At 68.3% G+C, this 21,919-nt stretch carries 23 protein-coding genes and 7 tRNA genes; 18 read left to right on the top strand and 12 right to left on the bottom strand.

Annotated features, from left to right (window positions below; all coding sequences use genetic code 11):
* The first annotated feature begins 1 nt into the window (after position 1).
* The 4 genes from JI745_RS19610 to garD all read left to right on the top strand — a co-directional run bounded on the left by JI745_RS19610 (position 2) and on the right by garD (position 4,888).
* Complete coding sequence (locus tag JI745_RS19610) at positions 2-1,012, top strand: lactonase family protein (protein WP_201810876.1); 1,011 nt, start codon at positions 2-4, stop codon at positions 1,010-1,012.
* Positions 1,013-1,213: 201 nt separating this feature from the next.
* Positions 1,214-2,305, top strand: a complete 1,092-nt coding sequence (locus tag JI745_RS19605) for a porin (RefSeq protein WP_201810874.1) — start codon at positions 1,214-1,216, stop codon at positions 2,303-2,305.
* 58 nt (positions 2,306-2,363) lie between these two features.
* Complete coding sequence (locus tag JI745_RS19600; RefSeq protein WP_201810872.1) at positions 2,364-3,332, top strand: tripartite tricarboxylate transporter substrate binding protein; 969 nt, start codon at positions 2,364-2,366, stop codon at positions 3,330-3,332.
* Between the two features lie 2 nt (positions 3,333-3,334).
* Complete coding sequence (gene garD, locus JI745_RS19595; RefSeq protein WP_236675057.1) at positions 3,335-4,888, top strand: galactarate dehydratase; 1,554 nt, start codon at positions 3,335-3,337, stop codon at positions 4,886-4,888.
* On the opposite strand, the gene JI745_RS19590 is transcribed toward garD, so the two are convergent.
* The 12 genes from JI745_RS19590 to JI745_RS19535 all read right to left on the bottom strand — a co-directional run bounded on the left by JI745_RS19590 (position 4,889) and on the right by JI745_RS19535 (position 14,934).
* Positions 4,889-5,434 carry a DUF1697 domain-containing protein gene (locus JI745_RS19590; RefSeq protein WP_201810867.1) on the bottom strand — a complete coding sequence of 182 codons (546 nt, stop codon included), beginning with the start codon at positions 5,432-5,434 and terminating at the stop codon, positions 4,889-4,891.
* On the bottom strand, positions 5,431-5,835 hold the full coding sequence (locus tag JI745_RS19585) for a GFA family protein (protein ID WP_201810865.1): 405 nt from the start codon (positions 5,833-5,835) through the stop codon (positions 5,431-5,433). The genes JI745_RS19590 and JI745_RS19585 overlap by 4 nt, the downstream gene beginning before the upstream one ends.
* A 10-nt stretch (positions 5,836-5,845) precedes the next feature.
* Complete coding sequence (locus JI745_RS19580; RefSeq protein ID WP_201810862.1) at positions 5,846-6,361, bottom strand: OsmC family protein; 516 nt, start codon at positions 6,359-6,361, stop codon at positions 5,846-5,848.
* On the bottom strand, positions 6,358-7,128 hold the full coding sequence (locus JI745_RS26820; protein WP_201810859.1) for a DUF695 domain-containing protein: 771 nt from the start codon (positions 7,126-7,128) through the stop codon (positions 6,358-6,360). The genes JI745_RS19580 and JI745_RS26820 overlap by 4 nt, the downstream gene beginning before the upstream one ends.
* Before the next feature lie 58 nt (positions 7,129-7,186).
* Positions 7,187-8,527 (bottom strand): glucarate dehydratase, encoded by a 1,341-nt coding sequence (gene gudD / locus JI745_RS19570; protein ID WP_201810856.1) that lies wholly within the window; start codon positions 8,525-8,527, stop codon positions 7,187-7,189.
* Positions 8,528-8,530: 3 nt separating this feature from the next.
* Positions 8,531-9,493, bottom strand: coding sequence for a tripartite tricarboxylate transporter substrate binding protein (locus tag JI745_RS19565; RefSeq protein WP_201810855.1), 963 nt, complete (start codon positions 9,491-9,493; stop codon positions 8,531-8,533).
* Positions 9,494-9,617: 124 nt separating this feature from the next.
* On the bottom strand, positions 9,618-10,658 hold the full coding sequence (locus JI745_RS19560; RefSeq protein WP_201810852.1) for a LacI family DNA-binding transcriptional regulator: 1,041 nt from the start codon (positions 10,656-10,658) through the stop codon (positions 9,618-9,620).
* 61 nt (positions 10,659-10,719) lie between these two features.
* Positions 10,720-11,901: an ergothioneine biosynthesis protein EgtB gene (egtB, locus tag JI745_RS19555; protein ID WP_201810850.1), complete on the bottom strand. Its 1,182-nt coding sequence runs from the start codon at positions 11,899-11,901 to the stop codon at positions 10,720-10,722.
* Positions 11,902-11,908: 7 nt separating this feature from the next.
* Positions 11,909-12,826, bottom strand: a complete 918-nt coding sequence (egtD, locus tag JI745_RS19550) for an L-histidine N(alpha)-methyltransferase (RefSeq protein ID WP_201810848.1) — start codon at positions 12,824-12,826, stop codon at positions 11,909-11,911.
* 259 nt (positions 12,827-13,085) lie between these two features.
* Entirely contained in the window at positions 13,086-13,715 is a 630-nt protein-coding gene (locus JI745_RS19545; protein WP_201810845.1) for a TetR/AcrR family transcriptional regulator, read from the bottom strand.
* 30 nt (positions 13,716-13,745) lie between these two features.
* Positions 13,746-14,522 (bottom strand): methyltransferase domain-containing protein, encoded by a 777-nt coding sequence (locus JI745_RS19540; protein WP_201810842.1) that lies wholly within the window; start codon positions 14,520-14,522, stop codon positions 13,746-13,748.
* A gap of 40 nt (positions 14,523-14,562) precedes the next feature.
* Positions 14,563-14,934: a hypothetical protein gene (locus JI745_RS19535; protein WP_201810839.1), complete on the bottom strand. Its 372-nt coding sequence runs from the start codon at positions 14,932-14,934 to the stop codon at positions 14,563-14,565.
* 139 nt (positions 14,935-15,073) lie between these two features.
* Here JI745_RS19535 and JI745_RS19530 point away from each other — a divergent pair, with 139 nt between their 5' ends.
* The 14 genes from JI745_RS19530 to JI745_RS19465 all read left to right on the top strand — a co-directional run bounded on the left by JI745_RS19530 (position 15,074) and on the right by JI745_RS19465 (position 21,855).
* Entirely contained in the window at positions 15,074-15,235 is a 162-nt protein-coding gene (locus tag JI745_RS19530) for a hypothetical protein (protein ID WP_201810837.1), read from the top strand.
* Positions 15,236-15,720: 485 nt separating this feature from the next.
* Positions 15,721-15,795 (top strand) — tRNA-Asp (locus tag JI745_RS19525).
* 11 nt (positions 15,796-15,806) lie between these two features.
* Positions 15,807-15,882 (top strand) — tRNA-Phe (locus JI745_RS19520).
* A 7-nt stretch (positions 15,883-15,889) separates the two neighbouring features.
* A tRNA-Arg gene (locus JI745_RS19515) sits at positions 15,890-15,966 on the top strand.
* 6 nt (positions 15,967-15,972) lie between these two features.
* Positions 15,973-16,126 (top strand) — tRNA-Cys (locus JI745_RS19510).
* 9 nt (positions 16,127-16,135) lie between these two features.
* Positions 16,136-16,211: transfer RNA gene (locus tag JI745_RS19505), tRNA-Pro, on the top strand.
* Positions 16,212-16,233: 22 nt separating this feature from the next.
* Positions 16,234-16,304: transfer RNA gene (locus tag JI745_RS19500), tRNA-His, on the top strand.
* Positions 16,305-16,330: 26 nt separating this feature from the next.
* A tRNA-Leu gene (locus JI745_RS19495) sits at positions 16,331-16,415 on the top strand.
* Positions 16,416-16,539: 124 nt separating this feature from the next.
* Complete coding sequence (locus JI745_RS19490) at positions 16,540-17,124, top strand: HNH endonuclease (RefSeq protein WP_201810835.1); 585 nt, start codon at positions 16,540-16,542, stop codon at positions 17,122-17,124.
* A 46-nt stretch (positions 17,125-17,170) separates the two neighbouring features.
* Positions 17,171-17,836 carry an SDH family Clp fold serine proteinase gene (locus JI745_RS19485; RefSeq protein WP_201810833.1) on the top strand — a complete coding sequence of 222 codons (666 nt, stop codon included), beginning with the start codon at positions 17,171-17,173 and terminating at the stop codon, positions 17,834-17,836.
* 47 nt (positions 17,837-17,883) lie between these two features.
* Complete coding sequence (locus JI745_RS19480) at positions 17,884-18,189, top strand: hypothetical protein (protein WP_201810830.1); 306 nt, start codon at positions 17,884-17,886, stop codon at positions 18,187-18,189.
* Positions 18,190-18,677: 488 nt separating this feature from the next.
* On the top strand, positions 18,678-19,826 hold the full coding sequence (locus tag JI745_RS19475; RefSeq protein WP_201810827.1) for a slipin family protein: 1,149 nt from the start codon (positions 18,678-18,680) through the stop codon (positions 19,824-19,826).
* Between the two features lie 57 nt (positions 19,827-19,883).
* Positions 19,884-20,621 (top strand): hypothetical protein, encoded by a 738-nt coding sequence (locus tag JI745_RS19470; RefSeq protein ID WP_201810826.1) that lies wholly within the window; start codon positions 19,884-19,886, stop codon positions 20,619-20,621.
* A gap of 13 nt (positions 20,622-20,634) precedes the next feature.
* The gene (locus tag JI745_RS19465; protein ID WP_201810824.1) at positions 20,635-21,855 is read left to right on the top strand and encodes an RtcB family protein; all 1,221 of its coding nucleotides are present in this window, start codon (positions 20,635-20,637) and stop codon (positions 21,853-21,855) included.
* Positions 21,856-21,919: the final 64 nt, after the last annotated feature.

The raw sequence follows: 21,919 nt of genomic DNA, 5'->3' as shown, positions 1-21,919 counted from the left end.
CATGGGCACGGTGATCTACGTCAGCAATGCAGACAGCGGCGACATCTCGGTGTTGTCGCTGGACGAATCGACCGGCACGCTCGCCACGCTGCGGGCGGCCGACGTCGGCGGCACGGTGATGCCGCTGGCCATCAGCCCCGACCAGCGCTTCCTCTACGCCGCACGCCGCAGCGAGCCGATCGCGGTCGTCGCCTTCGGCATCGACCGCGAGAGCGGCCTTCTCACCAAGATCGGCGAAGCCCCGCTGCCCGACAGCATGGCCTACCTCTCCACCGACGAGACCGGCCGCTGGCTCTTCAGCGCCTCGTACGGCGGCAACATCGTCGCCGTGAACCCGATCGGCGCCGATGGCAAGCCGCGCCCCTCGACCCAGCAGATCCCGACCGCACCGAAGGCGCACTGCATCCGCGCACTGCCCGGCAACCGGCATGTGCTCGCCACCTCGCTCGGCGGGGGTCACGTGCTGCAGTTCCGCTTCGATGCCGACACCGGCGCGCTCTCGCCCAGCGAGCCTTACCTGCTCGCGATGCGCGCCGAGGCGGGCCCGCGCCACCTCGCCTTCCATCCGACCGGGGCGTTCGCCGTGCTGCTCAACGAGCTCGACGCCAGCCTCGACGTGCTGGCCCTCGACCGCACGCGCGGCACGCTCACGCCGAAGCAGACGCTCGGCACGCTGCCGCCCGGTTTCAGCGGCGAGCCCTGGGCCTCGGAGCTGCGCTTCACGCCCGAAGGGCGCTTTCTCTACACCAGCGAGCGCCGCTCTTCCACGCTCGCCACCTTTGCGGTCGACGCCACGAGCGGCGCCCTCACGCCGCGCGGCCACACCCCCACCCAGGCCCAGCCGCGCGGTTTTGCCATCACGCCCTCGGGCCGCTTTCTCGTCGCCGCGGGCCAGTCATCGCACCGGCTCAGCGTCTACCGCATCGACGGCGAGACCGGCGCGCTCACGCTCACCGCCGAGCACGCCGCGGGCCGCAACCCCAACTGGGTCGAAGCCCTCTCGCTCGCCTGAGCTCACGGCCGTGAAGCACCACCGCCGCACCCGACTCGCGCCGCAGGCTGCGCGCGCGCTCAACCGGCACGGCTGAGCGCCGCGCCCTCCCTCGTTTTCTTGCAGCACCCGGTCGCGATGGCTCCAGCGACCGGGCTGGGCAGACCTGTGCCCACACATTCCAACGGGCCGCTGACAACACCCCTGTCGAGGAGATCCCTGATGAACGCACCCACCTTCAAGATCGGCCTGCTTGCGGCCGTCGCATGGCTTGCCACCGGCGCCGCGCAGGCGCAATCGAGCGTCGTGCTCTATGGCCTGGTCGACCTCGCCGTCGATCACTACAAGGCCGGCAGCGCCTCGGGCGCCGGCAACGTGTGGAAGCTGAACGACGGCGTCGTCAACGGACTCAACGGCTCGCGCTGGGGCGTGCGCGTGAGCGAAGACCTGGGCGGTGGTCTCAAGGCCAACGCGGTGCTGGAAAGCGGCTTGAGCGCCGACACCGGCGCGCTCGGCCAGGGCGGCCTCGCCTTCGGCCGGCAGGTGTTCGTCGGCCTGTCGCAGGCCTCGCTCGGCGAGCTGCGCCTGGGCCGCCAGTACATCCTCTCCGACTCGGTGATGGGCCTCACCAACCCCTACGGCAACGCCTCGGTGGCCAACCAGGGCACCGCCAGCACCAACGCCGGCCGCAACCTGCCCTTCTGGCTGAACGCGCCGCGCGCCAACAACGTGGTGCAACTCGCCACGCGCAACCTCGGCGGCTTCGTCGGCACACTGCAGGTGGCCCCGGGCGAAGGCACGGCCGACCGCTTCCACGGCGTGAAGCTCGGCTTCGGCAGCGGCCCGTTCAACATCGCGGCCTCGTACGAGTGGAACGAGTCGCGCACGACGGGGGCCGACGTCAACAAGTCCTTCACCTTCGGCGCCAACTACAACTTCGGCCCGGTGAAGCTGCTCGGTGGCATCCAGCTCAACCAGGACCTCGCCCTCGGCTCAGGCAACGGCGCCTTCACCGGCAACAACCTGCTCGTGACCTACAGCGGCCCGGCCTTCACCGCCGACGAGATCAACGGCTACAGCATCGGCGTGCAGGTGCCGGTGGACCGCTTCACCTTCGGCGCCAACTACTCCAGCGTGAAGTACGAAAACGCCGCCGGCGCCGACGCCACGCTGGGCAAGGCCGCACTGATGGGCTGGTACACCCTGTCGAAGAGCACGTTCCTCTACTCCGGCGTATCGTTCTCCACGGGTGACCTGAAGGACTACATCGCCGAGAACCGCGTCTTCCAGGCCGGCATCCGCATGGCCTGGTGATCGCACCGGCCGCCGCTCACGCCAGGTGGGCGGCGGCTTCATTCACAAGGAGACATCCATGCACCGCCGCCACCTGCTGCTCACCGCCCTCGCGCTCAGCCACACGCCGCTCGCCTTCGCGCAAGACGCGTGGCCCAGCAAGCCCATCCGCATCGTCGTGCCCTTCGCGGCGGGCGGCACGAGCGACGTGCTGGCGCGCCTGATCGGCGAGAAGCTGCAGGTCGCGCTCAAGCAGACGGTGCTGGTGGAGAACAAGGCCGGTGCCGGCGGCGTGATCGGGGCCGACGCGGTGGCCAAGTCGCCGGGCGATGGCTACACGCTGCTGCTCGGCACCATCGCCAGCCACGCCATCAACCCGGCGCTGCAGCCCAAGATGCCCTACAACGCGGTGAACGACTTTGCGCACGTGATCCTGCTCGGCAGCATCTCCAACGTGCTGCTGGTCGGCGCCGCCCAGCCCTACAAGACCGTGCCCGAACTGATCGCCGCGGCGAAGAAGTCGCCGGGCAGCATCAGCTTCGCGTCGGCCGGCCAGGGCAGCTCGCAGCACCTGTCGGGCGAGATGTTCAAGCTGCTCACCGGCGCCGACATCACGCACGTGCCCTACAAGGGCAGCGCCCCGGCCATCCAGGACGTGATCGGCGGCCAGGTGCCGATGAGCTTCGAGACGGTGACGGTAGCCGTGCCGCACATCCAGTCGGGCAAGGTGCGCGCGCTGGCCGTGACCTCGGCCCAACGCAGCGCCGCCCTGCCCGACGTGCCTTCGCTGCAGGAGGCCGGCGTGGCCGGCTTCGACGTGGCGAGCTGGCAGGCCTTCTACGCACCGGCCGCCACACCGCCGGCCATCGTCAACAGGCTCAACGCTGAGATCGCGAAGATCCTCGCCATGCCCGACGTGAAGGCGCGCCTCGACGGCCTGGGCCTGGCGCACACCGCCAACACACCCGAGCAGTTCACCGCCTTCGGCAAGGCCGAGATCGCCAAGTGGACCCGCGTCGGCAAGGAAGGCAAGGTGAAACTGGAGTGACCATGAGACCCCCGCTCCTCATCACCATGCACGGCCACGACAACGTGGCCATCGTTGCCAACGACGGCGGCCTGCCCGCGGGCACCGTGCTGCCCTCGGGCCTCACGCTCGTCGACAAGGTGCCGCAAGGCCACAAGGTCGCGCTCGTCGACCTCAAGGCCGGCGACGAGGTGCGCCGCTACGACGTGCCCATCGGCCGCGCCGCGAAAGACATTCCCGCCGGCAGCTGGGTGCACGAGCGCCTGCTGCAGATGCCCGAGGCGCGCTCGCTCGACGGCCTGCCGAAGGCCACCGTGAAGCCGGCCCCGGCCGGGCCGCTCACCGGCTACACCTTCGAGGGCTACCGCAACGCCGACGGTTCGGTGGGCACGCGCAACATCCTCGCCATCACCACCACCGTGCAGTGCGTGGCCGGCGTGCTCGACTTCGCGGTCAAGCGCATCAAGGCCGAGCTGCTGCCCAAGTACCCGAACGTCGACGACGTGGTGGGCCTGGAGCACAGCTACGGCTGCGGGGTGGCGATCGACGCGCCCGATGCGGTGATCCCCATCCGCACGCTGCGCAACATCAGCCGCAACCCGAACTTCGGCGGCGAGGTGATGGTGGTGAGCCTCGGTTGCGAGAAGCTCCAGCCCGAACGGCTCTTGCCGCCCGGCACCTTCGCGATCGTCGATGAACGGCAGGAGCCGGAGCCGCTCGACGTGGTGTGCCTGCAGGACGAAGCACACATCGGCTTCATGTCGATGATCGACGACATCATGGCCACCGCCGAGCGCCACCTGCAGAAACTCAACGCGCGACAGCGCGAGACCGTGCCGGCGAGCGAACTCGTGGTCGGCGTGCAATGCGGCGGCAGCGATGCCTTCAGTGGCGTCACCGCCAACCCTGCGGTCGGCTTCTGCACCGACCTCTTGGTGCGTGCCGGCGCCACTGTCATGTTCAGCGAGAACACCGAGGTCCGCGACGGCATCGCCCAGCTCACCGCGCGCGCCACCACGCCCGAGGTGGCCGACGCGATGATCCGCGAGATGGCCTGGTACGACGCGTACCTCAAGCGCGGCAGCGTCGACCGCAGCGCCAACACGACGCCGGGCAACAAGGCCGGGGGGCTGTCCAACATCGTCGAGAAAGCGATGGGCTCCATCGTCAAGAGCGGAAGCGCGCCAATCAGCGGCGTGCTGTCACCCGGCGAGAAGCTGCAGCAGAAGGGCCTCGTCTACGCCGCCACGCCGGCGAGCGATTTCATCTGCGGCACGCTGCAGCTCGCCGCCGGCATGAACCTGCACGTCTTCACCACCGGCCGTGGCACGCCCTACGGCCTGGCCGAATGCCCGGTGATCAAGGTGGCCACGCGCAGCGAGCTCGCGCGTCGCTGGCACGATTTGATGGACGTGAACGCCGGCCGCATCGCCGATGGCGAGGCGACGATCGAAGATGTGGGCTGGGAGCTCTTCCGCCTGATGCTCGACGTGGCGAGCGGCCGCAAGAGAACCTGGGCCGAGCAGTGGAAGCTCCACAACGCGCTGGTGCTCTTCAACCCGGCGCCGGTGACCTGATCACGCGGCGTGCTTGGCCAGCAGGCGCCGCACGGTGCCGATCGCGCGCGTGGTCCAGGCCACGCCGGTCGTGCGTTCGAGAAAGAGGTTCGGGCTGCCGGGGCTCGCGCCCCGCTTCCAGCAGACGCTGAGGGCGTTGCCGTCCTTCAGCGCCAGCAGGCGCACGTTGCCTTGCGGGTTGTCGAGCGGCAGCTTGCCCGGTGCCGCGACGTCTCGGTCACACGCGAACGACAGGCCGTACTCGTAGACATCGTCCGGGTCGAAGGGCTTGAACACACGTGATCCGACGAGCGGCGCCAGCTCGTCGAGCGAACGCACGCAGCCGGGCTCCACGAGACCGCACTCCTCGCGCAGCAGCTTTAGCGCCTTGCGCAGCACACGCTCGGCGCCGGCGGGCGAGCGTGCGCTGAACACCGCCGTGCCGTTGACCTGGAAGCTCTGCGCGTCGAGGCCACCCGCCTCGGCAAACGCCTGCTCCAGCTGCGTCTTGGTGGGCGCGCCCGGGCGGCCGAGGTTGACGTTGCGCAGGAAGGCCGCGAACTTCACGGCGGGTCGCGGTGGTGGTGGGGCAGCCGGGGATCGGTGGCCGCCCAGGAGAGCTTGTCCTGGTGCCAGATCTCGTAGGTGGGCGGGAAGCGCTCGGGCTCGTCGAGCGTCGCGGTCGTCAGCTCGATCTCGTGCAGCGCGTCGTCGTGCTGGTACGCGATGGGCGTGCCGCAATGCGCGCAGAAGCTGCGCTGCACCGGCAGCGAGGAGCGGTGGGTGGTGAGCCGGCCGCTCAGCAGCGTGTAGCGCTCGATGGGGACGACCACCCACGCCACCGGCGTGGCACCGCTTGCGAGCCGGCAGCTGCGGCAGTGGCACACGCTGCTGGTGGTGGGCACGCCCGTCACGCGGTAGCGCACCGCGCCGCACAGGCAGCCGCCGAAGCTTTCGATCTCGGTCATGCGGGCCGCCTCAGCCGATCTCGACCGACGTGCTCACCGGCACCGCGCGCTGCAGCGCATCGGCCACCGGTGAATGGCGCTCGGCCCAGGTGACCAGCTCTTGCAGCTGCGCCGCCGACGCACCGTCGGCCGCCAGGCGCACCTTCACGCGCACCGCCAGCGGCCCAGGGGGGACCTCGTGGGAAAGACCCAGCATGCCGCGATCGTTGGAATCGCTGTCGACGCTGACGTCGAGCCGCGTGAGCGCGATGCCGCTCTGCGCCGCACGCAGGGCGATCATCGAGGCGTTGCAGTTGGCGAGCGCGGCGCGCAGCAGCCAGCCCGGCGTGGGCGCGCTGCCGCCACCGCCCACGGCTTTCGGCATCTCGCTCACCAGCGTGGCGCCGTTGGGGCCTGCGGTCTGGAAGCGCAGGCCGCCCTGCCAGGTGGCCACCGCGGTCGAATCGGTGGTGGGCCCGAGCTCGGGGTGCTGCTCGAAATGCCGGGTGACGCCGGCCAAGGCCTCACGGATCTGCTGGTGGCTCATGCTTCGCTCCTGTCCTGTTCTTCCGCCTCGACGGGGCACTCCCAGCCGTCGTAGTCGCCATCGTGCCGCCTCGCCGCGGCGAAGAGCGTCAGCGTCACCTCGTCGATCTGGTCGTAGGCCGGCACGTCGATGCGCCATACGCGCGCGCAGTGGCTGCGCTCGCCTTCGACATCGTCCCTCGCCTCGCGCAACTGGAAGCCCTGGGCCGCCACGTCGGCCACATAGGCGCGCATGGTGTCCGCGTTCGAGAAGTAGGCCCAGTGGTCGATCTCGCGCGCGATCGTGAGAGTGTCGCCGTGCCGCTCGAGTGCGGCGCAGACCTGGCGGTTCTCCATGCACTGGCGGTCTTCCTCCCCCGGCGAGAGAAAGTTGAAATAAACCGACCAGTCGGCATCGGGCCGCGTGCCGCACGAGAACTTGTATTCGTCGTCGATGCCGTCCATCGCCTGCTGCACCTTGGCGTCCCAGCCTTGCGGGTTGCCGATGTAGAAATAGAAATCGCGGCGGGCGTTGGTGGTGCACCGGCCGACATAGCCCACGCCTTCACCGCACAGCGCCTCCTGCAACGCATCTTCCACACGCACCAGCGCGTCGAACTCCTCCCGGCTCGACAAGCCGTCGGGCCGCGGGTCGTTCATGTGGAGTCGCACATAGGCCATGTGCGGCAGGTGAGGCAGTGGCGCCGACTCGGCAATGCCGAGGTCCACGAACGTGGACGCCGGCTTGTTGTCCACCCGCAGCGGATAGAAGTCCCAGGTTTCCGTCACGACACCTCCTCGACGATGTGCGGCGCAGTTTAGAGCGCCACTCACGCGAAGGGGCCGATCACCTCACGAGGCAGGGTCGCTTCGGATCGAACTTCCAGTTGGGCACGAGGAACTGCATCGCGATGGCGTCGTCGCGCGCGCCGAGCCCGTGCTGCCGGTAGAGCGCGTGGGCCTTTTCCACCTCGACCATGTCGAGCTCGATGCCCAGGCCGGGCTTCTTCGGCACCTGCACATGGCCACCCACGATCTGCAGCGGCTCCTTGGTGAGGCGCTGGCCGTCCTGCCAGATCCAGTGGGTGTCGATCGCGGTCACGCGGCCGGGGGCGGCGGCGCCGACGTGGGTGAACATCGCGAGCGACACGTCGAAGTGGTTGTTGGAGTGCGAGCCCCAGGTGAGGCCCCAGTCGCGGCAGGTCTGCGCCACGCGCACCGAGCCGGCCATGGTCCAGAAGTGCGGGTCGGCGAGCGGGATGTCGACCGACTGCAGGCTGAGCGCGTGCGTGAACTGTCGCCAGTCGGTCGCGACCATGTTGGTCGCGGTCGGCAGGCCGGTCGCACGGCGGAACTCCGCCATCACCTCGCGGCCGGAGAAACCGTCCTCCGCGCCGCAGGGGTCTTCGGCGTAGGCGACGACGCCGCGCATGTCGCGCATCAAACGGATCGCGTCCTTCAACCACCAGCCGCCGTTCGGGTCGAGCGTGACACGGGCGTCGGGGAAGCGCTCGTGCAGCGCCGTCACCGCCTCCACCTCCGCTTCGCCCGCCAGCACGCCGCCCTTGAGCTTGAAGTCGTTGAAGCCATAGCGCGCACGGGCCGCCTCTGCCAGGCGCACGATGGCCGCCGGCGACATCGCCGCTTCGTGGCGCAGGCGCTGCCAGTCGTCGGCGTCGGCCGGCTCGTCGCTCGGCGCGGTGTACGGCAGGTTGGTCTTCGTGCGGTCACCCACAAAGAAGAGGTAGCCCAGCATCTCCACCGACTCGCGCTGCTGGCCTTCGCCGAGCAGCGCCGCCACCGGCAGGCCGAGGTGCTGGCCCAGCAGGTCGAGCAGCGCCGACTCGATGGCGGTCACCACATGGATGGTGGTGCGCAGGTCGAAGGTCTGCAGGCCGCGGCCGCCGGCATCGCGGTCGGCGAAGCGCTCGCGCACCAGGCGCAGCACGCGCTGCACGTCGCCGACCGGTTGGCCGACGACGAGCGCGCTCGCGTCTTCCAGCGTCTGGCGGATCTTCTCGCCGCCCGGCACTTCGCCCACGCCGGTGCGGCCGGCGTTGTCGGTGAGGATGACGAGGTTGCGGGTGAAGAACGGCGCATGCGCACCGCTCAGGTTCAGCAGCATGCCGTCGCGGCCGGCGACGGGGATGACGCGCATCTGCGCCACACGAGGAGTGTCGTTTGTCATGGCTCAGTCGGCGGTGATCTTGCGCGTGTCGATCAGCTTTTTCCAGCGGGCCGATTCACCGACCTGGAAGACGGCGAACTGCTCCGGCGTGTTGGCCACCACCTCGATGCCGATCCTGGTGAAGTCGGCCTTGACCTGCGCGTCGCCGAGCGCGGCCACGATGGCGCCGTGCAGCTTGGCCTTCACCTCGCTCGGCAGGCCGCGCGGCGCGGCGATGCCCTGCCACGAATACACGTCGACGCCGGTCACGCCGCTCTCGGCCAGCGTGGGCACGTTGGGCAACACGGCGGAGCGCTTGTCGCCGGTGATGGCCAGCGCGCGCAGCTTGCCGCTCTGGATGTGCTGCAGCACCGCGTTGACGTTCTGGAACGAGGCCTGCACCTGGGCGCCCAGCAGGTCCTGGATCGCCGGCGCGCCGCCCTTGTAGGGCACGTGCGAACCGGAGGTGCCCGTCTGCAGCCAGAAGAGCTCGGCGGTGAGGTGGTCCGACGAGCCGTTGCCCGACGACGCGAAGCTCACCTGACCCGGCGTCTTCTTCAACTCCGCGATGACTTCGGCCACGCTCTTGAGCGGCGACGCGGCCGGCACCACCAGCACGTTGGGCGCCTGCACCGCGACGGTGAGCAGGTCGAAGTCCTTGGCGGCGTCGTAGGGCACGTTCTTCATCAGGTGCGGCGCGATGACGAAGGGGCCGAGCGAGGACACGAGCACGGTGTAGCCATCGGCCGGCGCGCGCTTCACCTGGCCGGCGCCGATGGTGCCGGTGGCGCCCGGCTTGTTGTCGACGACCACGCTGGTGCCGAGCCTTTCCTGCAGCTTGGGCGCGAGCACGCGCGCGAGCGAATCGGTCGAGCCGCCCGGCGGGAAGGGCACCAGCAGGGTGATGGGCTTCTCGGGCCAGGCGTGGGCCGGCGCAGCGGCCAGGGCGGTGAACGAGAGGCACAGGGCGGCGAGGAAGGATTTCATCGACAGGTCTCCTTTGCAGCGCCAACGACGACTGGTAGCGCTTTCATGGCGCCATGGTAGCGCTACCGTCTTGAAGCACCAAGGTGCAAATTCAAGGGTTAACCCGATGCCAGACGCTTTGGGGTCAGCTGCTGCCGCGCTCGATCACCTGGAAGCCCAGGTCGATCACCTTGTCGTCCACCGCGCGCCCAGCCGCACGGTCGACGATGAAGCGCGCGGCCTGGCGGCCGATGCCGGTGCCGTCGATGCGCACGGTGCTGAGCGCGGGGTGGGTGTCGCCGGCGAACGCGAGGTCGCCGAAGCCAACGACCGACAGGCGCCCGGGCACGGCGAGGCCGCGCGCCGCCGCTTCGGTGAGCACGCCCAGGGCGAGCAGGTCGGAGCTGCAGAAGATGCCGTCGACGTCGGGCGCCTCGGCCAGCAATTTCGTCAGGCCGTCACGGCCGCTGCGCAGGGTGGTGGGCGCGGGCACGCGCAGCACGGGGATCTCGGCGGTCAAGCCCAGCGCCTTGGCCTCGGCGATGAAGCCGCGGTTGCGGCGCTCGGCGCGTTCGTCGTCGCCACTCAGCAGCGCGAGGCGCTGGCGGCCTTTGGCATGCAGGTGACGCACGACGGCCGCGGCCGCGTCGGTGTGCGAGAAGCCGACCAGCATGTCGATCGGCGTGGGCGTGAGGTCCCAGGTTTCGACGACGGGGATGCCGCTCGCGAGCAGGCGCTTGCGGCCGTCGGCCGAATGCATGATGCCGGTGAGCACGATGCCGTCGGGGCGGCGGCCGATGATGGCGTCGAGCAGCGCGTCTTCACGCGAGGCGGTGTAGCCGCTCTGGCCGAGCATGAGCTGGTAGCCGGCGACGTCGAGCTCGTGAGTCAGCGACTGCACCATCTCCATGAACACCGGGCCGGCGATGGTGGGCACCACGGCGGCAACGAGGCGGCTGCGCGACGAGGCGAGGCCACCGGCCATGCGGTTGGGCACGTAGCCGGTGCGGGAAACGGCGTCGCGCACGCGTTCGAGCGTTTCCCTGGCGACTTGCTCGGGGGTGTTGAGGGCGCGGGAGGCGGTGATGGGCGAGACGCCTGCGAGCCTTGCCACGTCGCCGAGAGTGATGGCGCCGGCGCCGCGGCGGCGCCTGGGCGATGGGGACGGACTCTCTGGCTCGCTCATGAACCTCAGTGTAGCGATGACAACGCTACCAATTGCTGGTGGGTCGCGCGGGAACGCGGGGTCAGCGGGCGAGGCGGATGCCCGTGAATTGCCAGGTGGCGTGGGTGGGGAAGAAGTTGCGGTAAGTGCTGCGCAGGTGCGTGGGGGGTGTGGCGAGCGAGCCGCCGCGCAGCACCATCTGGTTGACCATGAACTTGCCGTTGTACTCGCCGACGGCACCGGCGCTGGCTTGAAAGCCGGGGTATGGCAGGTAGGCGCTGGACGTCCATTGCCACGCATGGCTCGTGAGCTGGCGCAGCTCGGGGCAGGTGATGGCAGCGTGCTCCCACTCGGCTTCGGTGGGCAGGCGCGCGCCGGCCCAGCGCGCGTAGGCATCGGCTTCGTAGTAGCTCAGGTGCAGGGCCGGCTCATGCGCCTGCAAATCCTGCAAGCCCGACAGGCCGAACGACTGCCAGCCATCGTGGGCCTTGCGTTGCCAGTACAGCGGGTGCTCGCGTGACTGCGCCCTCACCCAGTCCCAGCCGTCCGACAACCACAACGAGGGCTCGCGGTAGCCATCGGCTTCGATGAAACCGGCGTACTCGGCGTTGGTGACAAGTCGCGAAGCGATCTCGTAGCGCTGCAGGAAGACCGCGTGACGCGGCGATTCGTTGTCGAACGCAAAGCCCTGGCCGTCGTGGCCGATGTGCACCACGCCCTCTTCCACCGCGTGCCATTGCAGCGGCGAAGCTGGCGCGCTCGACGCCGTCTCGGCCGCACGGTAGGCCGGCTTGAGCGGGTTGCACGAGAAGAGGTGCAGCACGTCGGTGAGCAGGAGCTCCTGGTGCTGCTGCTCATGGTGCAGGCCGAGCTCGACGAGCCGCAGCGCGTCTTGTGGCAGTTGCGGCATCAGCGCAAGCAGGCGCCGGTCGACCGCTGCGCGGTAGGCCTTGACCTCGTCGAGCGACGGGCGCGTGAGCAGGCCCCGCTGCGGCCGCGGGTGCTTGTCGCCCACGGCGTTGTAGTACGAATTGAAGAGCACGCGGTACGCCGCGGCATGCGGCGTGAAGCCGGGCTCGACGCGCTCGAGCACAAAGGTCTCGAAGAACCAGGTCGTGTGCGCCAGGTGCCACTTGGCAGGGCTCGCATCGGGCATGGACTGCGCGCACGCGTCTTCTGCCGAGAGCGGCGCGGCCAGCGCCTCGGTGTGCGCGCGCACCGCGCGGTAGGCGGCGCCCAGGTTGGCAGGATCGAGCTCGCTCATGGGGTCGTCAAGGCGTGGCCAGCACCACCGCGAACCACCGCCGCTCGTCGGTCCACGCCACGCTGTGGTGGAAGCCGGCGGCATGCAGCAGGTGGGCAAAACCTTCGATGTCGTACTTGTAGCTGCTTTCGGTGTGGATGCGCTCGCCGGGCGCGAAATGCCGGCCGCCGCCGGGCCAGTGCACGTCGAGCTCGGTCTTCGCTTCCAGGTGCATCTCGATGCGCGAGGCCTCGGGGTTGAAGAAGGCGCGATGCCGCCACTGGTGGGGGTGGAAGTCGCTGCCCAGCAGGCGGTTCACATGGTCGAGCGCGTTCAGGTTGAAGGCGGCGGTGATGCCGGCGGCATCGTCGTAGGCCGGCTCGAGCACCGCCACGTCCTTGCGCAGGTCCACGCCGATCAGCAGTGCACCGTCGCGCTCGATGAGGCCGCGCATGCGCACCAGCACGTCGAGGGCCTGAGGCCGGTCGAAATTACCGATCGACGAGCCGGGGTAGTACACGAGGCGGTGCGCCCGTGGCAGGTCGTCGGGCAGCACGATCGCCTGGGTGAGGTCGCCGCCCACCGCCTGCACCTGCAGCTGGGGCATCTCGTCGCGCAGGCGCTGCGCGGCTTCGGTGAGGAAGTCGGCCGAGATGTCGACCGCCACGTAACGCGAGGCCTCGATCGCCCGGCACAGAAAGCGCGCCTTCTCGCAGTTGCCGGCACCCGGCTCGATGACGATGCGGCCCTGGCCCACGCGGCGGGCGATCTCGCCGGCGTGGCGCCGCACGATGGCCTGCTCGGTGCGAGTGGGGTAGTACTCGGGCAGCCGCGTGATCTGCTCGAAGAGGCGCGAGCCCTTGGCGTCGTAGAAGTACTTGGGCGAGATGCTGGCCTGGGGGCGGCTCAAGCCTTCGATGATCTCGTGCGCGGGATGGGCAGGCATGCGGTCTCCTCGTGAGAGCCTGTGGCAAAAGCCGACAGGCCATGTTCATCGGAGGCATCACACCGGCACAAGCTCACTGCCAGTCACTGACAGGACTTGTCCTGACAGGCAGAAGCAGGTGGCACACCACCGACACGGCACCCTGCGACTTGACACCCGCAGCAGCCGCCACGGGGGTCATGTCGTGTTGTGACCAGGGTTTCTTACGCCGGGTTCGGCAAGTGACATGCCACGCCGCGGCCGGGCAAACCCCGAAGGCTCAGGACCAGCGGGGCTTGCGCCGCTCGGTGCCGCGCGGCGCGTAGGGCCAGTAGAGCGACTGCACCTGCTCGTAGCCGAGTTCCAGGTGCTTCCGGGTGATGCGAGTCACGCCCTTGGACACCTGCAGGTACTCGATCCAGAAGGTGCAGATGATCCAGGCGTTGACCACGAGCTTCTCCACCGCTTCGTCGGGCACCTTGAGGCGCCCGTGCTGGATGGCGTGCAGCAGCAGGCGGCGAGCCGCGTCGTGCGACGCTTCCGACAGCCCCTTGTTGCGCTCGCGCAGCTCGGGCGCCAGGCCGTAGAGCGAATGGGCGTCGCGGTAGAAGAAGCGCCACTCCCAGGCCAGCTTGAAGAAGTCCATGATGCTGTCTTCGTTGGCCTTGCCGTGCTCGATGTTTTCCATCTGCCGGCGTGCCATCTCGCCCAGCGCCTGCTCGAACTGGTCGAACAGCGCCAGCACGATCTGGTCCTTCTTCTTGAAGTAGTAGTAGAGGTTGCCTTCGTTGATGCCCACGGTGGCCGCGATCTCGGCCGTGGTCACGGCGCCCGGGCCCTTCTCGTTGAAGAGGCGACGGCAGGTCTCAAGCACGCGATCGCGGGTCGTCGTGGTCTGGGCTCGGCTCATGGCGCGATTGTCGCCAAGTCCTCCGTGCCTCTATGCGGCGCGCCGCACCACCATGAAAAGACGGCGGAACGGAAACACCGTCGTGCCATCGGCCCGCATCGGGTAGGCGATGCGCACCCGCGCGGCGTAGTCGCGCTCGAAGGCGTCGCGCTCGGCCGGGTCGTCGAGCGCCTGGAGGAAGGTCGAGAGCCAGGTGCCCTTGGTCCATTCCTTCACCGGGTCAACGCCTGTCAGCACCTGGTGGTATTCGGTTTCCCAGAGGTCGATGTCCTGCGCCAGCGGCGAGAGCAGGTCGAAGTACCACGACGGGTCTTCGACCGGCGTCTTCTCGCGCAGCAAAGGCTCGAGCCGCGCACGCCAGGGGCCCGCGCGCACGGCGTCGGCAATCAAGGTATGCGACGGCGCTGAGAAGTTGCGCGGCATCTGCACCGCCAGCACACCGCCGGGCGCGAGCTGCCGCATCAGGTGTGTGAAGAGCGCGCTGTGGTCGGGCAGCCAATGCAGGGCGGCGTTGGAGTAGATCAGGTCGGCCGGCGTGCCGGCTTTCCAGCCCGCCACGTCCTGCTGCTGCCAGCGCAGGTTGGGCAGCGTGTCACCGGCTTGTTTGAGCATCGCCGACGACGAGTCGACGCCGATCACCTGCGCCTTCGGCCAGCGCTCGGCCATCAGCCGGCTCAACTGGCCGGCACCGCAGCCGAGGTCGTACACGGTGTGCGGCGCGTCCAGCGAGACACGGGCGAGCAGCTCCAGCGCGGGCCGCAGGCGGGGCTGCTCGAACTTCAGGTATTGGGATGGGTTCCAGCTCATGGCCGCGAATGATGCGCGCGCCGTGGCTGTGTGGCAAACCTCAGGTCCCGCGCTCGACGATCGCCTTCATCTGCGCCGTGAGCGCCTTGCGACCGGCCACGTTGGTGCTGCGCCAGGCACCGAGGGCCAGTTCGAGAAACGCGTGCTCGGCCGGCGTGGGCGCCGTGTTCTTGCGCGGCTCGTCGAGCCAGTTCACCGGCTTGCCGCACAGCACCTCGATCTGGCGTGCGAGCTTGTCGCCGATGGGTCGCGACGACTTGATCTGGCTCCACATGCTGGGCGAGATCTGCAGCGTGGCGGCGAAGGCTTGTTCCAAGCCCTTGGGAGGCGCGCCCGCCGCGACCGCCTGTTCCACATGATCTTGAAAGAGCGCGAGCACGTTCTGCCGGCGCGTGAGGGTGATGTTGGGCACGGCGTGAGGTGTGCGGACGTGTGTGTGGTTGCAACGAGGTCGAACAACATTGTCGCAGGGGGTTGACGAGTCGGGTAAAGAGTCTTTACAGTCCGCTTCCTCGCTCGCAAGAGCATCCGTTTTCAATCAAGGCTGCATCGTGACAACCCGCCAGCACATCGACCGCAACACGCAAGGACGCGCCCAGCGCGACCTGCATGCGTTCGCCTGTGCCTTCGGCGGCATTGCGATGACGTCGCAGGGTTATGCGCGGCTTGACCGCAGCGAGCCCATCACGACACCGGGAAAGGGAAGCGCCTAGGCGCACGCCCTTCACGCTCTGTACCCCAGAGGCCCGGTGTCCGACAGGAACCGGGCCTTTTGCTTTGCTGGACCCACCTTGGCGCATCGGCGCGAAGGTCCCGGCTCTTCGGAGTCGCAGCTCTTTAACAACTTGCCGCAGGACACGCACCGGTACTGGCCGGAGAGCGTCCTGCACGAAGCGCGGAAGGCGAGCCCTCGTTCCACGAGGGCCGCCGACCGCCTCACTTCGGCTGTGCCCATGCACTCCGCAGTCCGCAACCCTGGTGTGGGCGGCTCGGGATGTGCATGGCGGCCTCGACCCCTGGACCCAGGTCGAGGCCAGCCCCTGTGCAGCGAGACACCGACGCCTGACGAGGCGCTCGCGTGTGGACACAGCCGAAGTGGGATTCGTTTTGAACAGAAGCCTGCGTGGAGCTCACGCTTCGCAGGCGGAAATCGGCCGCAACGATTGGGCGGCGCCGGAACCCGTGACCGGATGGATTCGCTTCGTTAACTCAGCGGAAGAGTGCCGGCCTGTCTAGCCGGAAGCCGCGGGTTCGACTCCCGCACGAGGCGCCAGTTCCTTTTTTGCCGAGATAGCTCAGTCGGTAGAGCGGCGCGTTGAAGGCGCGTGCGTCGGGGGATCGAAGCCCTCTCTCGGCACCAGTTGCATACCTCGTTAGCTCAGTGGATCAGAGCGCCTGCCTACGAAGCAGGAGGTCGCACGTTCGAGTCGTGCACGAGGTGCCAGTTCATCTCGATGTAGTCAAGTGGTCGAAGGCATCTGCCTGCAAAGCAGACGGCGACAGCCCGCGCCCGTTCGCTCTGGGCGGCGCGAGCCGACCAGGACGTCGCTTGCGACGGGCCGAAGGCCGAGGGCAAAGCCCGAGCAATCGGGCCGTCGAGTCCATTCTTCTTTCTCGGTGTGGCGCAGTTGGCAGCGCGCGTGCTTTGGGAGCATGAGGCCGTCCGTTCGATCCGGACCACCGAGACCAGTGCTTGTGCGTGTGCTGAGGCGTGGCCGTAGCTCAAGGGTAGAGCCGCGGTTTGTGGTGCCGTTGGTGTCGGTTCGAGTCCGACCGGTCACCCCTCAGCGCATGCGCATCTTTCATGCCCCCTCGTGGCGAAACAGGCAAACGCACCGGTCTCAGAAGCCGGGGCCGCAAGGCATGTCCGTTCGACTCGGACCGAGGGGACCAACAACAACCGCGGCGTAGTCGAGAGGCCTCAGACAGCCGGCTTTGAACCGGTGCCACGCAGGTTCGAATCCTGCCGCCCTTGCCATCTCAACCCAACCCATCGGCCGCAGAAAGGAGGCCACCCATGCACCAAGACCCTCACAGCCACGTGCTGCAACTCGACCTCCAGGGCACGCCCCAAGCGTGGATCTCGCTCGAACAGGCCGCTTTGCACGTGGCCACGGGCTCGGTCGCGTGGGTGGATGGCGATGGACCGCTCGCCACCCTGCGCGGGGGCTTCAACGTCGCCCGCAACCGCCAGTCGCTGATCGAGGTCCACCCGATCGTCGCCTTGCGCGGTGCCTCGAAGATCAACCTGCACGACATCGTGCCGGCGATCACCAAGCACAAGCTCTTCCGCCGCGACCGCCACACCTGCGCTTACTGCGGGGGCGTGTTTGGCGACCGCGACCTGCAGTGCGAACACATCCAGCCCGAGTCGCGTGGCGGCGCCTGGGGCTGGATGAACCTCGTCACCGCCTGCGCCTGCGCCTGCTGCAACGGCCGCAAGGCCGACCGCACGCCGGAGGAAGCCGGCATGCCCTTGCTGTACCTGCCCTACGTGCCCAGCCGCTTCGAGAACTTCCTGCTCGAAGGCCGCCGCATCCGTGCCGACGTGCACGAGTGGCTGGCCGCACGCCTGCCCAAGGGATCGCGTCTGCACGGCTGAGTGCGGGGGCGGTCCCGCCTCCACTCACTCAACCGAAAGACGCATCATGAAGAACGAACAACTCCCAGCGCTCGACCTCAAGGTCAAGCAGCCGCCCGTGCTCTTCGGCAAGACGCAGGCGTTGATCGCGAAGCTGGCCGATCGCCTGGGTGGCCCGATGGTCACCTACTGGAATGGCCCCCGTGGCTCGGTGTGCAGCAACGACGTGATCGCGCTGCACCACGTGCTCGCGAAGCTCGGCCGCCACCCCGTGCTGTACCTGTTCCTCAAGTCGGACGGTGGCAGCGGCCAGACCTCGCTGCGCATCGTGAACCTGCTGCGCCAGCACTGCGATCGTCTCGTGGCGCTCGTGCCGCTGGAGTGCGCGTCCGCCGCGACGATGGTGGCGCTCGGCGCCGACGGCATCCAGATGGGCCCGACCGCCTACCTCACCGCCGTCGACACCTCGCTCAACCACCCGCTCTCGCCGGTCGACCGTGACAACGACCGCGTGAGCGTGAGCCTGAACGAGCTGCAGCGCGTGATCCGCCTGTGGCGCGAGCAGCAGGGTGAGCATCCTGAGAACGCGTACAAGTCGCTGTTCCAGTACGTGCACCCGCTGGTGATCGGCGCGGTGGACCGTGCGGAGTCGCTGTCGATCATGCTGTGCCGCGAGCTGCTGGCCTATCACGTCACCGACGCCGAGAAGGCCGAGGCGTCGCGACGGCGCTGAACGGCAAGTACCCGTCGCACAGCTACCCCATCCTGCTGGACGAAGCGGTGAAGATCGGCCTCAAGGCCGAGCGCATGCCGCTGGAAGTCAACGCGATGCTGCTGCAGCTCAACAGCTTCTACAGCGAGATGGGCCAAAAGGCGACGACCGACTTCGACGAGACGCATGCCCACAGCAACGAGATCCTGAACATCTGGGAGTCGACCGCCTCGCAGGTCTACTACCAGCAGGACAAGGACTGGTTCTACCGCGCCGAAGAGCGCCGCTGGATCACGCTGAACGACAACAGCGGCTGGCGTCGCATCGAGCGTGTGGGCAAGCGCATCGTGCGGTCGGAACTGCACGTGGCGTAACGAATCTTCTGCGAACGGCGAACTGCTCACAGGTTGGGGTTCGGGTGAAGGCCTGCCTCGCCGGTGTGCTGCTGCCGGGAGCAATCCGTCGTGGTGGCACATGCCGCACGCCGATCGCAGCTGATGCGGCCATCAAGTGGTTTGCACCTCGTGTGCCGGGTTCGACTCCCGGATGGCCACCAACTGGATAGCTCAGCTTGGTAGAGCAGCACATTTTCAATGTGTAGGTCGCGGGTTCGACTCCCGTTCCAAAACTCCAGAAACCGGTCGCAAGACCACCGCCGAACGTGAAGCCGCAAGGCCTCATCAGCGGCGGCAGCCCGCACGTGGGGCACGCGGGGTTCGCGTGCACGGCAAGCCGAGGTGCTCGACTGGGAGGCGAGCACCGACGCGCACCGTGTCGCCCGGGCCCAGGCATCCACCGTCCGCTGCCGTCCCTGTAACGGCACCCTATTCAAAACACACGCAAGACAAAAAGGAGAACACCCATGGAATTCAAGCGTGTCACTGTCAAGAAGAACGAACGCGGCCTCCTGCTGCGCAATGGCGATTTCGAGCGCGTGCTGCAACCCGGCACGCACTGGCTCGCGTCCGGCCTCGACCGTCTGCGCGTCGAGACCTTCTCGATCGAACAGCCGGCCTTCACCCACCCGCTGTCCGACTACCTGCTGGCCAAGGAGCCGGCGGTGGTCGAGGCCGAATTCGTGCGCGTCGAGCTCACTGAAACGCAGGTCGGCCTGCGCTACGAGAACGGCGTGCTGGTCGAGCTGCTGGCCCCGGCGACCCGACGTCTGTACTGGAAGGGCCTGGTCGACGTGCGCGTGGAGGTGATCGACATCACCGACACCGCCGAGCTGCCGCCCGCCCTGGTGCAGCGCCTCACGCAAACGCAGCTGCGCTCGCGTGCGGTCGCCGGCCTCGCCGGCGTGCTCACCGTGCAGGTGCCCGAACACGCCGTGGGCGTGCTGACCGTCGACGGCAAGGTCGAGCGCCTGCTGCCGCCGGGCCCGCACGGCTTCTGGAAGTTCAACCGCACGATTTCGGTCGAGCTGGTCGACCTGCGCCTGCAGGCCCTCGAGGTCACCGGCCAGGAGATCCTGACCCGCGACAAGGTGGGCCTGCGTCTCAACCTGTCGGCGACCTGGCGCTATGCCAACGCCAACGCGGTGCTGACCGCCTACACCCGGCTCGCCAAGCCCGCGGAGCACCTGTACCGCGAGCTGCAGTTCGGCCTGCGCGCGGCCGTCGGTACGCGCACGCTGGACGAGCTGCTGGAGAACAAGTCGGTGATCGACGAGGTGGTGTCGGCCCATGTGCGCGCCAAGCTCTCGGTCTACGGACTCGAGATCGACGGCGTGGGCGTGAAGGACATCGTGCTGCCGGGCGAGATGAAGACCATCCTCGCCCAGGTGGTCGAGGCCGGCAAGGCAGCCGAGGCCAACGTGATCCGCCGCCGCGAGGAAACCGCGGCGACGCGTTCCCTGCTCAACACGGCCAAGGTGATGGAGGACAACCCCACCGCCCTGCGCCTGAAGGAGCTGGAGACGCTGGAACGCGTGGCCGAGCGCATCGACAAGATCTCCGTGTTCGGGGGTCTCGACCAGGTGCTCAACGGCCTCGTGAAGCTTCGGCCTTGACCCTCCCGGGGGAGCAGCGTTGCTCCCCCGGGACAATTCGATTGGAAGAACGACACCATGAACGCCAAACGCACCCGCCAGGCCCAGCGCAAGCTGGCGCGGGAACAGGACTGGTCGCCGCAAGGCCTCGGTCTGGACCCGGCGCTGTACGCGTCGGCCCTGCGCTACCTCTTCGACCGGCCCGTGCCGCAGGGGCAGGAGCAGGAGTGGTTCTGGTCGCTCGACGAACCGGCGTTCGAGGCCACGCCGCTCGAATGGACCCGCATCCAGGCCTGCCTCTTCGCGAACGCCGGCCGAGACCTTGCGGCCTACAACGATGAACAGGTCGGCATGGGGCTCAACTACGTGATGAGCAACAGCGTCAGCAACGTGGCCTTCGCGGCGATCGACCCCGGCGTGCCGGAAGACGAGGCCATGCGCATGATGGCCGCGCTGCCCAAGGTGTGGGAAACCTGCCTCGGCCCTCGCCTGGGCGACGCCCGCTCGCCCATCGGCTCGCGCTCGGATCGGCTCTATTTCGTCTGCTACATGTGGTTCGACGTCTGGCCCACGTTCTGGAACGTGCGTCATTCGCCACGCTGGCAGCAGGCGCTGTGGAACGTCTTCGCGCAAATGCTGTCGATGCCGTGGCGTGACGTGCAGGTTTCGGCGCTGCATGGCATCGGGCACCACATCGAGTACCTGGACAAAGCGGCGGTCGATCGCCGCCTCGCGGAGTTCGTGCGCCAGCTTGGGCCCGGCGACGAAGAACTCAAGAACTACGCACTCGCAGCCCAAAGCGGCTGCGTGCAATGAAGGAATCAACATCATGGAAGAACCTCAACACATCCACGAAGACGTGCCCGGTGGCGTGCCGCTGAAGATGTGGACGCGGGGCGTGCCCGTCGAAGACGAAGCCAAGCGCCAGCTCTCGAACGCCGCCCGTCTGCCCATCGTCTTCAAGCACATCGCGGCCATGCCCGACGTGCACCTGGGCATCGGTGCGACCGTCGGCTCGGTGATCCCGACCGTCAAGGCCATCATCCCGGCGGCCGTCGGTGTCGACATCGGTTGCGGCATGATCGCCTGCAAGACCACGCTCACCGCCGAAGACCTGCCCGACAACCTCGGCCCGCTGCGTTCGGCCATCGAGCGTGCCGTGCCGCATGGCCGCTCGCCCGGCGCGCGTGACCCCGGTGCCTGGCAGAAGCCACCGGGCTCAGTGAACACCGCCTGGGCACAGCTCGAGCCCGAGTTCACCGAGCTGTGCCGCGACTACCCGAAGATCGCCAAGACCAACCACATCCAGCACCTGGGCACGCTCGGTACCGGCAACCACTTCATCGAGGTCTGCCTGGACGAGCAGAAGTTCGTCTGGTTCATGCTGCACTCGGGCTCGCGCGGCGTGGGCAACTTCATCGGCACGATGTTCATCGAGCTGGCCAAGCAGGACGCGATGCGCCACCAGGCCAACCTGCCCGACCGCGACCTCGCGTACTTCGAGGAAGGCAGCCGCTACTTCGGCGACTACGTGCGGGCGGTGGGCTGGGCGCAGAAGTTCGCGGCCCTCAACCGCGAGGTGATGATGAAGCGCGTGATCGAGGCCGCGAAGACGGTGATCCGCAAGAACTTCCAGTCGCACATCGAGGCGGTGAACTGCCACCACAACTACGTGCAGAAGGAACGCCACTTCGGCGAAGACGTGTACGTCACCCGCAAGGGTGCGGTGAGTGCGAAGGCCGGCCAGCTGGGCATCATCCCCGGCAGCATGGGCGCGCGCAGCTACATCGTGCGCGGCAAGGGCAACGCCGACTCGTTCGAGAGCTGCTCGCACGGCGCGGGCCGTGTGATGAGCCGCGGCGAGGCCAAGCGCCGCTTCACGCTCGCCGACCACCGCACGGCGACCGAAGGCGTCGAATGCCGCAAGGACAAGGACGTCATCGACGAGACGCCCGCGGCCTACAAGGACATCGACGCCGTGATGGCCGCTCAAGCCGAGCTGGTCGACGTGGTGCACACGCTGAAGCAGGTGGTCTGCGTCAAAGGCTAAAGGCGCGGGGGGATAAGGCCGTGTCGGCGCAGGAGGGCGGGTAAGCTCACGCGCACCTCGAAGC

It is taken from the genome of Piscinibacter sp. HJYY11 (genome assembly GCF_016735515.1).
Lineage (GTDB): Bacteria > Pseudomonadota > Gammaproteobacteria > Burkholderiales > Burkholderiaceae_C > Rhizobacter.
This window is presented reverse-complemented; position numbering and strand designations above follow the sequence as displayed.

Excerpts from the sequence above, each read along its gene's own strand:
- JI745_RS19540 (WP_201810842.1), bottom strand. The coding sequence starts at position 14,522 with ATGAGCTGGAACCCATCCCAATACCTGAAGTTCGAGCAGCCCCGCCTG.
- JI745_RS19610 (WP_201810876.1), top strand. The coding sequence starts at position 2 with ATGGGCACGGTGATCTACGTCAGCAATGCAGACAGCGGCGACATCTCG.
- JI745_RS19600 (WP_201810872.1), top strand. The coding sequence starts at position 2,364 with ATGCACCGCCGCCACCTGCTGCTCACCGCCCTCGCGCTCAGCCACACG.
- JI745_RS19585 (WP_201810865.1), bottom strand. The coding sequence starts at position 5,835 with ATGACCGAGATCGAAAGCTTCGGCGGCTGCCTGTGCGGCGCGGTGCGC.
- JI745_RS19565 (WP_201810855.1), bottom strand. The coding sequence starts at position 9,493 with ATGAAATCCTTCCTCGCCGCCCTGTGCCTCTCGTTCACCGCCCTGGCC.
- JI745_RS19580 (WP_201810862.1), bottom strand. The coding sequence starts at position 6,361 with ATGAGCCACCAGCAGATCCGTGAGGCCTTGGCCGGCGTCACCCGGCAT.
- JI745_RS19475 (WP_201810827.1), top strand. The coding sequence starts at position 18,678 with ATGGAATTCAAGCGTGTCACTGTCAAGAAGAACGAACGCGGCCTCCTG.
- gudD (WP_201810856.1), bottom strand. The coding sequence starts at position 8,527 with ATGACAAACGACACTCCTCGTGTGGCGCAGATGCGCGTCATCCCCGTC.
- garD (WP_236675057.1), top strand. The coding sequence starts at position 3,335 with ATGAGACCCCCGCTCCTCATCACCATGCACGGCCACGACAACGTGGCC.
- egtB (WP_201810850.1), bottom strand. The coding sequence starts at position 11,901 with ATGAGCGAGCTCGATCCTGCCAACCTGGGCGCCGCCTACCGCGCGGTG.
- JI745_RS19470 (WP_201810826.1), top strand. The coding sequence starts at position 19,884 with ATGAACGCCAAACGCACCCGCCAGGCCCAGCGCAAGCTGGCGCGGGAA.
- JI745_RS19560 (WP_201810852.1), bottom strand. The coding sequence starts at position 10,658 with ATGAGCGAGCCAGAGAGTCCGTCCCCATCGCCCAGGCGCCGCCGCGGC.
- JI745_RS19605 (WP_201810874.1), top strand. The coding sequence starts at position 1,214 with ATGAACGCACCCACCTTCAAGATCGGCCTGCTTGCGGCCGTCGCATGG.
- JI745_RS19545 (WP_201810845.1), bottom strand. The coding sequence starts at position 13,715 with ATGAGCCGAGCCCAGACCACGACGACCCGCGATCGCGTGCTTGAGACC.
- egtD (WP_201810848.1), bottom strand. The coding sequence starts at position 12,826 with ATGCCTGCCCATCCCGCGCACGAGATCATCGAAGGCTTGAGCCGCCCC.
- JI745_RS19490 (WP_201810835.1), top strand. The coding sequence starts at position 16,540 with ATGCACCAAGACCCTCACAGCCACGTGCTGCAACTCGACCTCCAGGGC.
- JI745_RS19485 (WP_201810833.1), top strand. The coding sequence starts at position 17,171 with ATGAAGAACGAACAACTCCCAGCGCTCGACCTCAAGGTCAAGCAGCCG.
- JI745_RS19465 (WP_201810824.1), top strand. The coding sequence starts at position 20,635 with ATGGAAGAACCTCAACACATCCACGAAGACGTGCCCGGTGGCGTGCCG.